General features: G+C 46.3%; 11 protein-coding genes. 6 read left to right on the top strand and 5 right to left on the bottom strand.

The features are described 5' to 3' along the window. Positions 1–79 precede the first annotated feature (79 nt). Positions 80–619: a bifunctional pyr operon transcriptional regulator/uracil phosphoribosyltransferase PyrR gene (pyrR, locus tag WBJ53_RS26550; RefSeq protein WP_338871880.1), complete on the top strand. Its 540-nt coding sequence runs from the start codon at positions 80–82 to the stop codon at positions 617–619. Positions 620–740: 121 nt separating this feature from the next. Next, positions 741–3,314 carry a DUF5686 family protein gene (locus WBJ53_RS26545; protein WP_338871878.1) on the top strand — a complete coding sequence of 858 codons (2,574 nt, stop codon included), beginning with the start codon at positions 741–743 and terminating at the stop codon, positions 3,312–3,314. 79 nt (positions 3,315–3,393) lie between these two features. Here the strand turns inward: WBJ53_RS26545 and WBJ53_RS26540 are convergent, their stop codons facing one another. Beyond that, entirely contained in the window at positions 3,394–4,131 is a 738-nt protein-coding gene (locus WBJ53_RS26540; RefSeq protein WP_338871876.1) for a class I SAM-dependent methyltransferase, read from the bottom strand. A gap of 175 nt (positions 4,132–4,306) precedes the next feature. Here WBJ53_RS26540 and WBJ53_RS26535 point away from each other — a divergent pair, with 175 nt between their 5' ends. Then, positions 4,307–4,714 carry a c-type cytochrome gene (locus tag WBJ53_RS26535; RefSeq protein WP_338871874.1) on the top strand — a complete coding sequence of 136 codons (408 nt, stop codon included), beginning with the start codon at positions 4,307–4,309 and terminating at the stop codon, positions 4,712–4,714. Between the two features lie 329 nt (positions 4,715–5,043). Here the strand turns inward: WBJ53_RS26535 and WBJ53_RS26530 are convergent, their stop codons facing one another. Next, complete coding sequence (locus WBJ53_RS26530) at positions 5,044–7,497, bottom strand: outer membrane beta-barrel protein (protein ID WP_338871871.1); 2,454 nt, start codon at positions 7,495–7,497, stop codon at positions 5,044–5,046. 210 nt (positions 7,498–7,707) lie between these two features. Between WBJ53_RS26530 and WBJ53_RS26525 the strand changes: the two genes are divergently transcribed. Then, positions 7,708–8,775, top strand: a complete 1,068-nt coding sequence (locus tag WBJ53_RS26525) for a histidine kinase (RefSeq protein WP_338871869.1) — start codon at positions 7,708–7,710, stop codon at positions 8,773–8,775. Beyond that, positions 8,750–9,454: a LytTR family DNA-binding domain-containing protein gene (locus WBJ53_RS26520; protein WP_338871867.1), complete on the top strand. Its 705-nt coding sequence runs from the start codon at positions 8,750–8,752 to the stop codon at positions 9,452–9,454. Before WBJ53_RS26525 ends, WBJ53_RS26520 begins: the two co-directional genes overlap by 26 nt. 261 nt (positions 9,455–9,715) lie before the next feature. Here WBJ53_RS26520 and WBJ53_RS26515 read toward each other — a convergent pair whose 3' ends face one another. Next, on the bottom strand, positions 9,716–10,042 hold the full coding sequence (locus tag WBJ53_RS26515; protein WP_338871865.1) for a helix-turn-helix domain-containing protein: 327 nt from the start codon (positions 10,040–10,042) through the stop codon (positions 9,716–9,718). A 113-nt stretch (positions 10,043–10,155) separates the two neighbouring features. Between WBJ53_RS26515 and WBJ53_RS26510 the strand changes: the two genes are divergently transcribed. After that, the gene (locus tag WBJ53_RS26510; protein WP_338871863.1) at positions 10,156–10,929 is read left to right on the top strand and encodes an SDR family oxidoreductase; all 774 of its coding nucleotides are present in this window, start codon (positions 10,156–10,158) and stop codon (positions 10,927–10,929) included. 284 nt (positions 10,930–11,213) lie between these two features. On the opposite strand, the gene rlmB is transcribed toward WBJ53_RS26510, so the two are convergent. Beyond that, positions 11,214–12,020, bottom strand: a complete 807-nt coding sequence (gene rlmB, locus WBJ53_RS26505; protein WP_338871861.1) for a 23S rRNA (guanosine(2251)-2'-O)-methyltransferase RlmB — start codon at positions 12,018–12,020, stop codon at positions 11,214–11,216. Between the two features lie 111 nt (positions 12,021–12,131). Then, positions 12,132–13,547 carry a GWxTD domain-containing protein gene (locus WBJ53_RS26500; protein ID WP_338871859.1) on the bottom strand — a complete coding sequence of 472 codons (1,416 nt, stop codon included), beginning with the start codon at positions 13,545–13,547 and terminating at the stop codon, positions 12,132–12,134. Positions 13,548–13,758 lie beyond the last annotated feature (211 nt).

The following is a 13,758-nucleotide window of genomic DNA, read 5'->3' as shown; positions in this document are numbered from 1 at the left end:
TACAGGATTTATGCCGATGATTCCTGCCTACCGCAAAGCGAAGATCACGAATCTAATTGTAACCTCCTATTTTTACGGAATGAACCAACAACGCCTGATTCTTTCCAGTCCGCTGCTCGAAATCGTGATCAGCCGTCTGGCACAGCAACTGATCGAAAATCATCAGGATTTTGCCGATACCGTTATTCTTGGCCTCCAGCCTCGTGGTATTTACTTTGCTGAGCGCGTCGGACGCGAACTCAATCGTACTTTGGGCTATGACGTTCCATTAGGTTATTTAGATGCAACCTTCTACCGGGACGATTTTCGAAGACGCGATTCTCCCCTACGCCCGAATGCAACCCATGTGCCGTTTATTATTGAGAACAAACGGGTCATTTTAGTAGACGATGTGCTGGCTACGGGCCGAATGGTACGCGCTGCGCTCGATGCCATGACCGCCTTTGGCAGACCTCAGAAAGTGGAGTTGCTCGTACTAATTGACCGGCGTTATAACCGCGATTTGCCCATAAAACCAGATTATACAGGCAAGCGTGTCAATACACTCGAATCGCAACGAGTATTAGTAGAATGGACCGAACAGGGGGCCGATGCCGATCGAATATGGCTGGTTGGCTAAAACCGTGTTTCCGGTTAGTAGTAAGCTTTTAACAGTTAAGGACTTATTTGTGACATTTCAGAGATATGTATAAATCTGAATTGGTGAGTTTTTTGTAACTTCGCCAACCGTAATTATACGTATGAACCCTCTTCAGAAATTACTTAAATTAATTTGCTGTTTTTACTTACTGTTGAGCAGCTACCAGGTTGGTGCCCAGACGATGTATACAGTCACTGGGTTGGTCACTGATGCGCGTACAGGCGACCCTGTACCTTTTGCCAGTGTAGCCCTGGTAGGCCGTAAGGTTGGTGCCTTGGCTGATGAGCGTGGGCGGTATGTAATCAATGCCAAGATTCTTTCAGATTCGATCGTGGTTAGTTCGCTTGGCTATCTTACACAACGCCAGTTTATTGACCGGGAGCGAACATCGCAGGCTGTGGATGTTAAACTAGTGCCGGGAGGCAAATCGCTTCAGGAGGTAACGGTTCGGGCAGGCGAAAACCCGGCTTTTCGGGTGCTTCGGCAGGTTCGCAAAAATCGCGATATGAACGATCGAAAGCGGTTATCGGCCTACGAAAGTGACAACTATGTTAAAACACAGATTGCTCTGAGCCATGTTTCGGACCGAATGCGCCGAAACCCGCTGATCAAGCGGATCAACGAAGCCATGAGTAAACACGACTCCATTATCGATCGTGATGGACATCGCTTACTTCCAATTCTTGTATCGGAATCGGTGTCGCGGTATTATTATCGGGAAAGCCCGCAGCGAAAACGTGAAGATGTTCGTAAAACCCGAATTAAGGGCGTATCCGTCGATGATGCCGGATTGAGTTCACAGCTACTGGGGGGGACCAATCTGGTCAGTCAGAATTTTTACGACAATTATATTCCAATTCTGGGTAAAGACTTTGCATCGCCTATTGGCGATAACTGGAAAAACTGGTACGAGTTTTTTCTGGCCGATACTACGCAAATTGGCGACCATATCTGTTATGAAATTCAGTTTGATCCCAAGCGTAAAGAAGATCTTGTTTTTATCGGAAAAGCCTGGATCGATACCACCTCTTTTGCTTTATGCCAGATTGAAGCCCGAATTGGCGACGATGCCAATTTGAACTACGTCAGAGGTTTAACTATTGAGCAGGAACTTGAGCCAACCATCGATACAACGTCCGGATCAATGGGAACGGCTGGCTGGATACCGGTTACGCTCCGGCTCATGGCCGATCTGACAGGGGTAGGTAAACAGTCTTTGGGGTTACGGGCCGAAGTTGTTCTTCGCAGCAGTAATGTAATCGTCAATCGACCGCATCCGCTTATGTTTTATGAGCAGCCAATTGAGCCCAGCGACACCGTGGCTACCCCCAACGAAGCCTATTGGCACATGGTTCAGGGAACCCTGGCCGGATCGGATTCACTCAATAAAGATGACCTCAAAGCCCGGCAAATCATCGACAAATTACGGTCTGTGCCTGCCGTTAAAACGGCCGAAGGTATCGGTCAGGTGCTGGTTACGGGGTTCTATAAACTTGGTGGTATCGATATTGGTCCTTATCCGTATTTGTTTGCTATCAATACTGTTGAGGGGCTTCGGACCCGGATCGGTTTCAAAACAAACGATCAGTTTAGTCGAAACTGGATTTTTAAAGGCTACCTGGCCTATGGTACCTACGACCGCCGTTTTAAATACGGTGCCGAACTGAATTATCTGTTTTCGCGGCAGCACTGGACGGTGGCTGGCGTTCGGATTGCGAATGATCTGGAACGGTTGGGGCTAACTCCCGAACTAATTGGGGGTAACCGCATATTTTATGCTTTGAGCCGGTTTGGACGGTATCGGGGAGCCTACCGTAGTATGCAGAAAGAGTTATTTTTCCGCAGCGAACCTGTTCGGGGCATCATGCTAACAGCTTCGTTAGGGAGCCGGACATTCGATCCTATTTTCCCTTTCCACTACCGGATTAATCCCGATATGGGCGATTTGTCGCCTTTACGATCTGATATTTACGATACCTACTGGTCAATCGAAGCCCGACTGGCGCGGAAAGAAAAATACATTATGGACGGAAATGACCGGATTACACTGGGTACCAAACGGGCTCCGGTATTGACAATCCGTTATACTCGCGGATTAAAATCGCTCGGGGGCGATTACAATTACGACCGGCTTACGCTGCGGGCTCAGCAGTCGCTTCGGATTGGCCCATTGGGGCGAATGACCTACCTGCTATCGGCTGGGTTCATACCCTCTGTCTTACCGGCTCCGTTGCTGTTTCCGCACATCGGTAATCCAACTCCGCTGCTTACCTACAATACCTTTAACCGAATGCAGTTTTACGAATTCGTAAGCGATCGGTTTGTCGCAATTCATGTTCAGCATCGGTTCGAGGGACTGCTGTTTAATCGATTGCCCGGAATCCGAAAACTCAACTGGCGATTGGTAGTCAATGTCGATGCGCTCTGGGGGAGTATGTCGAAAGAGAATCAGGACGTTGAAACCTTCAAGCCATTGCCCGGCGGAATGCGTCCTATTCATTTTGGCGCACTCAACGGAGCAACTCCTTATGTGGAAGTGGGGTATGGTATCGAAAATATTTTCAAGCTTATCCGGATTCAGGCCATTCATCGGCTTACCTACCTGGACGGCGGTCACAATGGTATTCCGATCAGCCCATTTGCCCTGAAAGCGTCGGCTACGATTAGCTTCTAGAAAATTAATTGAGTGAATTAGTGATTGAGCGAATGCTCATAAGTCGCCGTATTATTCACTCAATCACTAATTCACTCAATTAACCTACCCGTCCGATTCGTAAAAACACGGGAAATTGGATGTCGCGCTCGTCGGGCCAGGTTTGTCGGAGCCTGGGCTCAAGGTCGGCTACTGGGTCTTCTTCGTTTTCGTGGATGTACTGACGAACGGCCGACCATGTTCGCAAATAATTCAGAAAACGGTCGAGTGACCACCGTCGGTAAATGCTGAACATTTTATAGGCAGCATTACTGAACGGAAAGGGCAGCGATGCATACGCGTTGTCGATGTGAGCGCGTTGCGGGTCCCAGTAGGGGCCAATCCAATTTCGGTAAAAATCAATTAAAACCGGATCAAGATCAGCGCCAATTTGGACTAGTCCGTATCCCCATTCGGCAATTATGGCTCCCGGTTTAGCTACCCGGCGAACTTCGGCATGAAATGCATCGACATCGAACCAGTGAAGTGCCTGGGCTACCGTTATCAAATCGAACGACTGATTGGCAAAGGGTGTTTGCTCGGCTGGGCCTGGCTGGTAAACAATGTTTGGCTTTTTGGGAGCCAGCAGCAACTGTTTTTCGCTAATATCGGTGGCATCGACCCGCTCGAACCAGTTGGCCAGCACACTGGCTACCTGACCGTTTCCGGTAGCACAATCCCAGGCCGCCTGTCGGGAGTTGACAAACGATAGCACATAATCATACAGATCGTTGGGGTAATCGATCCGGTATTGGGCATACAGATTGGCGTGGCCAGAGAAGCGGTCGAGGGGCATCATTTGAATTTTGTTTTGGCAAAGATTAAACGTTTTTCAGAATCAATTGTCTAACGATTGGTTTAGTAGGAAAAGCAAAACCAAAATTGGGTTATATGCCGGAACCGTCTAATTTTGTGGGGTTGGCCTATAGCCTGTTATTAATTTGAACTGTTCAATTATTGCTTACCCGATTCTCATGAAAAAATCGTTTGGATTTCTCCTTGCTACGGCTGCTTTAGCCCTGGCTTCAGTTGACGTAAATGCTCAGGCTCCATCCGATATTCCTGCGGACATGAATGCCCTGATGAGCAAATACACGTGTATTGCTTGCCATCGCCCCAACCAGAAGCTAGTGGGCCCTGCTTACGCAGATGTGGCTAAGAAGAATTATTCTGACGAGGAAATCGTAAACCTGATTTACAACCCTAATCCAGCTCACTGGCCGGGTTATCCTCCAATGGCTCCTATGAAGCAGGTGCCGAAGGAAGATGCTCTTAAACTGGCTAAGTGGATTAATTCGCTCGACGGGGGTGCTAAAAAATCGACAACAAAAAAGACTACAACTAAAAAATCGACAACAAAAAAGACTACCAAAAAGTCGTAGGTGCATTTAGTGCCTATCAAACAAAATGCCCTTCCTCAATGAGAAGAAGGGCATTTTGTTTGATAGAAAATTAGATTGAAATTCAGGTGAACCTAGAAAGAAAGACCCAGTGGTGGACTATTAAATTCGTCATTTGGAAGCAAAATCGGCCTCACAAACTCAATTAAAATGTGAGATTTTGAGTTTGATTCGTGAGATAACTTTATAAGACTTTATCTTATTGCGAAAGAATTTGTCACGGCATTAAGTGTCCTTATCTTAAGAATCGGGCGTTTAAAAAGACTATCAACCAGCGAGGGATAAACTGAGAAAGTATCAAGTCAAGTCATTTAATTCGTCCGCAATTTCTCATCTTCGGCACTACCTACAGTATTTCGTTTCCGGGCGTTTGCCTCTTTGCCGAAACGGTAAGTGAACGAGAGTCCTACACGGCGCGTATCACTTTGCCGGGTATAGAACGCTGAAACCTGATTCAGGGCGACGGTTTGGCCATGCACGATCATCGTATAAAAGAGGTCATTTATATTCAAACGCATCGTTCCCTGCCCCTGGATAATGGTTTTCTGAAGACCCACACTAATGTTGTAAATCGAACCACTTTGGGATTGGGCAAAGAATTGACGACCGGGGAAAAAGCCAGTCAATTCGGCACTCCAGGTTTTGCCCAACGTAAATTGATTGACCGTTTCGACTTCGTGAAGGTTCGTGGATTGGTCAATGGATACGCCATTAGCATGGCCCTGATTCTGGATGGCTAACAAAACGGCGTTGATGTTGCACGTCCACCAGAGGGTGGGCGAAATCGATACGTTCGGGATGATGCCGATGGATCGACTCTGACTAAAGTTCTGGAATCGAGTAATGAACTGCTCACCAGCAACTTTCGTAATGGGTTGGATGCCATCTTTATCCCAGCTGTAGGTTAACGTCACGCCCAGATGATGCTTGTAGGTATAGCGAAGATCAATCGACTGGCCAGAGCCAGAAATCAGGTTCGGATTACCCCCTGAATACGAATACCGATCCCGAAAAAACAGAAAGGGGTTTAGCTGCTGATAACCGGGCCGACGAATCCGTTTACTGTAGCTCATGACGAGCGTGTTATTGCCAGCTTTATCAAGTTTATAGGACAGATACAGCGACGGAAACAACCAGGTATAGTTGCGGTGAAATGTAGAATCCACCGTAGTCGGATTGGCGAGTTGATGCCCGATTGATTGCGTATTTTCCAGACGCAGGCCACTTTGTACACTCCAGCGTGCCCACTCCTTTTTCAGGTTAATATAGGCGGCAGTAATATTTTCAGCGTATCGAAAATGATTACTTTTTCCGTAATCCTGCCTGAGACCATTGTCCGTCTGATTAAACCAATCCGATTCCGTATCTGTAAGCACATAGCTTGATTTTAGGCCCGCGCTAAATTCGGCTTTATGGGCCAGAGGGCGCGTATAATCCAGTTTACCCGCGTAAATCCGAACTGTCGAGGGAATCATAAAGAGCCGACTTTGCGTGCTGATCAACTGACCATCTGGTCTATAGGTGTCAATGGGTGAAATTTGGGTCGTATTATTCTGAAATGTCAAGTAGTCTACATTGGCGGTCAAGAGTTGACCCGTACTGTCAACTTTATGAGTCAGGTTCACATTGATTCCGGTATTGGTAGACTGGTAGCGGCCATCGGTATACCCTCTCGCGATCGAATCCAGTTGCATCAAGCCATCGGATTGGTCACTGGTGTAATCAAGTCGGTCAGTTCTTGGCCGAGTAGAGCCCGAAAACAGGATGCCGACAGTGGTTTTAGGCGATGCAAAATAATCCATACCGATCCGACCGTTCCAGCCGTTTGAGGTATAGGTGGAACGGCTGGTTTGCTGGATGGTCGACTGAAGCGGTCCAGCGTCCGAATAAAAATAGCGGCTATAGGTTTCGTCGCTGAAATTCCGATCAAGGCTGTAGCTGCTGTTGGTAAAGAGATTAAATCGTTTCGTACGGTAATTCAACTGGATGGCGTGGTTATGCCGCCCGTACACGCCTTGGTTATACCCCAGATTGAGACTCCCATTGAATCCAGCAGCCCGGTTTTTTTTCAGGACAATATTGATGATAGCTCCCCCAGCGGCATCATACCGTGCGGGAGGATTACTGATTAGTTCGACCTTGTCCAGCAAGCCGCCCGGCAAGGATCGCAAGTAGTTAGCCAGATCCTGCGCCGACATATAGGTCGGTCGATCATCGATCAGCACCAGTACATTCCGTTTGCCATTCAAACTGATATCGTCATTCGAGCCAATCATCACACCAGGACTTTTCGCTAATACATCCAGCGCATGACTGCCCGCTGCGGTAAGCATCGCATCTACGTTGACAACAAGCCGATCTATCTTCTGTTCAATTAAAGGCTTTTTAGCCGTGACAACCACCTCGTTTAAGGCTTTTGGAGCGGAAGATTGAAGCACAATAATGGGCAGACGCAGGGTTGGCTGAGATGCTGTAATAGAAAGCATGCCACTTTGATAAAGCTGAAAACCAACGTAGGAACAGCGTAGCACATAGTCGCCCGGTAGCAGATTCTTAAAGCTAAACGCGCCGTCAGTATCGGAGAGAACAGCTTTCGTTGACGAAGAATCCTGCTTAGGTTGAAGGAGGATGGTAGCTCCGCGAAGTGCTCTATTTTGCGCATCGCGGATAATTCCACTAATCTTTCCGAGAGCCAATTGAGCGTAACTCGGCGTAGGAGAGATTACTTGTATGAAGAGTAGCAACAACCAAAAAAAGCGGTTCATAAGGCTAGCGTGTTCGTGAAAATTCCGCTCAAACCTCGACGAACCGCTGGATGACCTCAAGAATTGGGGATGGATAGCAGAAAGTGGAATTTGGAATGGTTTTTTCCGTATATAAGCCGCTTCGACACTACTTTGTCGCTGTTCATCCCCCAAACGGGCAGAGTGGTCCCCTGAACTTTTTTGATAATCCGATTCATCGATCTTTGATCCATGAAAACTGTTCAGCAGCTCATCAGCGGAAACAAGCTGACCTTGCACCTCATTTTCTCAATCAGTGTTCTGGCTGGTTTAGGAATAGGGGCATATTTGCTGGCTCTACAGGGGTATCGATTTGAGAATGACTGGTCGACCGCTATTGATTGTCTATTCTTCCTGCTTAGTATTTATACAGGACGCTGGCTGTTTGGTCGGTGGTATCTGGGTCAGAAGCTGGTTTATTTCATCAGCTATACATTGCTGGCGAGCCTTGGATTACTTACACTCAAGTGGTTAGTGGTCCGGTATGTATTCAATCATCCATTTGCGGAATTGTGGGAACTCGGCATTGCCATGATGCCCTTTTTCCTGATTGGTCTGATTATGGGTATGTTTTTGAAACTGATCCGGGCGACGGTCCAAAAGGAAGTGCAGGAAGCCCAGATCAAAGCCGAGCAAAAGCAAAGCGAGTTTAATGTACTGCAAGCGCAGTTAAGCCCGCATTTTTTGTTCAATGTGCTCAATAATCTATACGGCATTTCGATCGAGGAGCATGAACGGATACCGGCCTTACTGTTAAAGCTATCCAACCTCTTACGGTATTCGGTGTACAGCGCGAAAAAACCATTCGTCCCCTTGCGGGAGGAGGTAGATTATATTCGAAATTACATTGACTTTGAGCAAATTCGGATCAGCGACCGACTTGTGCTCCAAATGGATATTGAACCAGCGATTGCGCCAACGATTCAGATTGCCCCAATGGTCCTGATCGTGTTTGTTGAAAATGCATTTAAGCATGCCAAAAACACGTTGGTGCCACAAATTCAGGTAACGATCTCGCTACACATTTCCGATACCTTTATCTGTTTTGTTGTGAGCAATTCGTATCAAGCTGAAGCCCAAAGCGATCGACTCCTGGACGAAAGCTCAGGTATTGGACTAGCGAATACAATTAGGCGGCTTGAGCTCTTGTACGGACCAGATTATGAACTGAAACAGGAAGCTATGAATGATGTATATAGGATTAAGTTGCGGCTAAAACTAAAACACAAACACCATGATCAAGTGCCTGATCGTCGATGATGAACCCGTTGCCAGAACCATCATTCGCAACTATTGTAATCATCTGCCGGAGCTACACATTGTTGCTGAATGCGGTCAGGCGCTGGAAGCCAAAGCAATTTTAGCCCACCAATTGATCGATCTGATCTTTCTGGACATTCATATGCCTGTCCTGAACGGGATCAGCTTTGTCAATACCTTGAAACAGCCACCTCAGGTAATCTTTACCACGGCTTATGAAGAGTATGCCGTTACGGCGTTTGATCTGGCCGCCTGTGATTATCTACTCAAACCCTTTTCGCTGGAGCGTTTTATTGTAGCCGTAGATAAGGCGAAGGAGAGACTTCAGGAAGGCCCAAAACCCATTTCTGAAAACCAGACGCTAGCTCAACAAGCCTATTTTTTTATCAAGGCAGATGGCAAGATTTACCGGATAGCGCATGAGGACTGTCTGTATATTGAAGCGCAGGGTAACTATACGAAAGTAGTTACGGTAACATCCACCTTTTTACCCAAACTAGCTTTCTCGGCCTTGATGGCCTTATTACCCGCTGATCCATTTATCCGGGTTCATCGATCCTTCCTGGTTAATAAATCGATGATCCATCACATTGAGGGAAACCGGGTCTTTATCCAGCAACAGGAAATCCCCATTGCCGACACGTATCGGGAATCGTTTTTAAGCAAGCTGGGATTATAGCGTGGCCCGATGGATACCAACGTGTTTTTTCAAAAGAGCCGTTTATCGTAAGCCAGGAAAACCCTGGCCCGGCATTTTTGTCAGCAGTTGACATAAAATCGTTTTATTGTGTGGGTCACGACCTTGGCGGGCAAGGAATGTCAGCTTAGCCGTCTCGAAAAACGCTCCTGAATGAGACGAAGGTAATTTCATTCATCTGCTTCTGAAATGGGGTGTTTTATGAAACGGTTAATAAATAGGAATAGGACAGTTATAAAATTGTCAGCCAACGTATTCAAGTCCCCACTTATATAATTCATTAATGATTGGCTCTAATTTTTCACCTTTCGTAGTCAAAGTATATTCTACAGTAGGCGGAACGGTGGCAAAAACCTTTCTAGTGACAATCCCATTTGTTTCCATATTCTTCAATTCCTTGACCAACATTCGGGTATTAATGTTGGGCACAAGTCGCTCTAATTCGCTGAAGCGCTTCTTGCCAGTGAACAAAGCATAGATAATCGACATAGACCATTTTCCCCCGATTACACCCAAAATTTCCTGAAGTGCACATCGTTCATCATTTTTTTTATAGTTTTTATCAGCCATAACTAGTTGACTTTGTTTAAGACTTTACTTTCTGTTATTACTGTACAAAAGTGTTACTACTTTCAAAAGTAAAGTATTGAATTTTACTTTGCAACTCATTTTTGATCAACACAATGGATACAACATTAAAAGGTCAGGTTGCTTTAGTAACAGGAGGAACAAAAGGCATTGGCAAGGCCATTGCCGATAAATTAAGTAGTAGAGGTGCTCAAGTAGTGGTCACTGCACGAACTGCACCTGAAGAAAATCCAAACGGACATCACTTCATCGCAGCTGACCTCACTCAACCTAAAAACGCAGAAGCTATTGCTAAGGAAATTCTGGGAAAATATGGAAGAATAGATAGTATCGTTAATAACGCAGGCGCTAACTTGAGTCCGGGTGGTGGTTTCGAAACCCTTTCGGACGAACATTGGTATAATGACTGGCAATTAAATTTTTTGTCGGTAACCCGCATTAATAAATCACTAGTGCCTGCCATGATTAAACAAAAAAGAGGTGTAATCATCAATATTTCTACGGGTGCCTCAAAACAGCCGATTTGGGAGATGACCATGTCTTATTCTTCAGCAAAAGCAGCCTTAAATGCTTATAGCAAAGCATTAGCGAATGAATTAGGCCCAAAAGGCATACGTGTAAATGTAGTTTCACCGGGTGTAGTCAAAACACCGTTAATGCTGGATTTCATTGAAACTATAGCGAAGTCGTCAAATAGTACCGTTGATGAAGCTTTTCAAGCTGTCATGCACAAAGTAGGAGTTCCGGTAGGGAGGATGGCAGAGCCTGAAGAAATTGCTAACCTTGTAGCCTTTTTGGTATCATCGGAGGCAAAGTATATTACCGGTACTAATTATTCAGTAGACGGTGGTGCTTTACCCACAATTTAAAAAATAGCCTAGTTAAGAAATTACTATAAAGGCATCTTAAAACTTAACCGCTTATGGTGGGTAAGTCTTTATATTTCAGTTAATTAACTAAATTTAGCATTGCCGACATTACAGCAATAAGCATGTCTATAATGCATAGAGTCTTTTTTGAGACGGCTGTATGTACTACTTTAGGTAAACGATTGCACCGACGCGGTTCGTGAATTATCTCCGTTTCGGCAAAACGGACCTCAATGACGAATTTGATGGTCCGTCACTGAGGTCCGTTTTTAGATTTGCCCAAGTTAGTCCGGTTGATTGGCGTTCGCAACCAGACTTCGCTGCCGAACGGCTTCATACAATACTACACCAGTTGCTACCGATACGTTGAGCGAGCCGACAACACCTAATAGCGGAATTTTTACGTGATTATCGGCCATGCGGAGCAACTCGGGCGAAATACCGTCTTCTTCCGACCCCATGATTACCGCAATTGGCCCCGTCAGATCGGTGTTACGCTCGTAGAGATCCCGACTCGATTTTTCAGTACAGGCAACCACCGAAATACCCGATTCCTGCAAGTATTTTATGGTTTCAGTAAGATCAGGTTCGCGACAGACAGAAATGTGGTTCAGGGCTCCCGACGATGTTTTCATGGCGTCGGAGTTAATGGCAGCCGCACCACGGCCCGGAATAACAATGCACTGAACACCCGTACATTCGGCGGTGCGGGCAATAGCGCCAAAGTTTCGAACATCGGTGATGCGATCGAGAATCAGAAAGAATGGCGTTTCTCCTCGCTCATATACATCGGCAACTACATTGGAGAGCTTAACGTATTGGACCTGCGCTACCAGACAAACCACACCCTGGTGGTTTTTACGCGTCAGGCGGTCAAGTTTTTCGACCGGAACCCGCTGAATGGTTACGCGGTTTTGAAAAGCCAGATTCTGGATTTCGGGATGACTTAACCCCTTCTCCATGTATAATTTGTCAATCTGCTGGTCGGACCGAAGCGTTTCAATAACAGACTGAATGCCGAACACCATCTCGTCGGGCTGGGGGCGAAACTGCGGACGAGGACGGGACTGGCGGTGAAATTGTTGAGGCATTAATGTGATATAAAATAGTCATTTAGTGGTTATTGGTCATTTGAAAACATGCCAATGACGCCGAAGGCTAAATGACCAATGACGAATATGCTACAATGACGACAATGACAATTATTCGCGAATGGCGCCGGTTCTCCAGGCTTCGACGATGGGATACCAGATTGGTTGATACTCGATGTAACGCACCAGCTCATAATGATCATCGACGAATTGATTCTGTTTCTTGGTAAAGGTAAAATTCACTTCCGATACATTAGCCCGGCGATTATAAACCCATACTTCGCGTTCTCGGTTCCGTTGTACACGATCGGGTGGGCCCAGCACGATGTAAATCATACCTTTGTCGGTTTTCCAGCCTTCTTTATAGGTCGTAAACAGACGATTGGCTTCTTCAACACGATCGAAATACGCTTTCAGCGTTTTGCGGGCTACCTCTTCATTACCCGACATCAGGCTTAACCAATAGCGGTCAAATGCTTTTTTTGTGTCCTGTGCCTGATTCAGTTCAGCAATTTCGCTGCTGGTACTCATATAAAGCACTGGTTTAATCAACTTTTCGGGGCGAGTCATTTTCGGAAATCGCTTATCGGCCACAAACAGACCAATTCCCGATTCGGCCGTGGTGTCTTCCATGAAGTAATACAATCCTTCGTGCGGAATCACAAATGGCTGGTTAGTATTGATGGTTAAGGTGGAGTCGACAGACAGAGTCCGGGCTGTTGGTTTAGACGATGTATTCATTGGCGACGAAGCCGCATCGAAGTCATGGCGATACCGGAAGCCAAAAAGTGGTTTACTGGTGCCGTTTACGTCCCGAATCATTACCGTATCGCCAACATTCACATAATTGCGGAGTTGGGGCTGGTTTCCATCTTTATCAAAGAGGGTAAACCGATCGCTGAGTTTAGTGGGTCTGAATCGCAGCGGAAGGTCGTTACGGGCTTTGGTGCCGGTGTTAGTTTCGGTTATTTCGGTGAGCAGAATGGCGCTGGCTGCATCTTTCGGTCGTTTTATATCAAACCTTAGCGTCAGATAATTGCCATCGCGCCCGACTGTTTCGGTCGTGAGTGGAACGGTTCCGTAGCCCAGTCGTTCGCGATTGTTATAATCGGGATACATAACATAGGCAATTTGAAAATGCTCAATAAAGTCGCTCGGATTAAGAACCGCCTGGCCAGTTGGGGTTCTGGCCGTAAGGTCCATATAGATGCGGACGGCGCTCGTATCGATAGCCAGAAATTTACCTTTGATCGAGGTTACAATCCATTCTCCCACCTGTTTGGGGCCGCCCGTTGGGGTTGAACTGGGGCTATTGGCCGGGCCTTCATTTATTTTGACAGGAGCGGCTGTGGTTGGTATGGCTGTTGCAGGTGAAGACTGTCGTGTGTCCGTCGATGAGGAACTACGCTGAGACGATCTGGCCGCGCGGGCGTCGTAGTCGGCATTTATGCGAGCTTGTCGGGTTTTCTTACTCGATGAACAGGCCGACAGTAACAGAATGAATAATAAGGCAGATAGAATGCGCATAAATTATACTGAATTTCTGAGCCGTAGGGCGTTTTTGTGCCGTAAGGTTTTGCTACTCAAAAGTTGTCCTTCCGAATCGTTTACTTATAACGAAAAAATAGCCTTAGTTGCGTAATGGATCGCTCATTTTTCTTTTACTTATTACAAAAGACTAATTTTGTAGATTGAATTGCAAATAAGGACGTTGGGAATAAACGTTAGGTATTGGATT

Source organism: Spirosoma sp. SC4-14 (assembly GCF_037201965.1).
Classification (GTDB): Bacteria; Bacteroidota; Bacteroidia; order Cytophagales; family Spirosomataceae; genus Spirosoma.
The sequence above is the reverse complement of the archived record's forward strand: the minus strand, read 5'-3'. Positions and strand labels throughout refer to the sequence as shown.

Bases quoted from the DNA above. Each gene is read 5' to 3' on its own strand.
- WBJ53_RS26500 (WP_338871859.1), bottom strand. From the start codon at position 13,547: ATGCGCATTCTATCTGCCTTATTATTCATTCTGTTACTGTCGGCCTGT.
- WBJ53_RS26535 (WP_338871874.1), top strand. From the start codon at position 4,307: ATGAAAAAATCGTTTGGATTTCTCCTTGCTACGGCTGCTTTAGCCCTG.
- WBJ53_RS26510 (WP_338871863.1), top strand. From the start codon at position 10,156: ATGGATACAACATTAAAAGGTCAGGTTGCTTTAGTAACAGGAGGAACA.
- WBJ53_RS26545 (WP_338871878.1), top strand. From the start codon at position 741: ATGAACCCTCTTCAGAAATTACTTAAATTAATTTGCTGTTTTTACTTA.
- WBJ53_RS26525 (WP_338871869.1), top strand. From the start codon at position 7,708: ATGAAAACTGTTCAGCAGCTCATCAGCGGAAACAAGCTGACCTTGCAC.
- pyrR (WP_338871880.1), top strand. From the start codon at position 80: ATGAACCAACAACGCCTGATTCTTTCCAGTCCGCTGCTCGAAATCGTG.
- WBJ53_RS26515 (WP_338871865.1), bottom strand. From the start codon at position 10,042: ATGGCTGATAAAAACTATAAAAAAAATGATGAACGATGTGCACTTCAG.
- rlmB (WP_338871861.1), bottom strand. From the start codon at position 12,020: ATGCCTCAACAATTTCACCGCCAGTCCCGTCCTCGTCCGCAGTTTCGC.
- WBJ53_RS26520 (WP_338871867.1), top strand. From the start codon at position 8,750: ATGATCAAGTGCCTGATCGTCGATGATGAACCCGTTGCCAGAACCATC.
- WBJ53_RS26540 (WP_338871876.1), bottom strand. From the start codon at position 4,131: ATGATGCCCCTCGACCGCTTCTCTGGCCACGCCAATCTGTATGCCCAA.
- WBJ53_RS26530 (WP_338871871.1), bottom strand. From the start codon at position 7,497: ATGAACCGCTTTTTTTGGTTGTTGCTACTCTTCATACAAGTAATCTCT.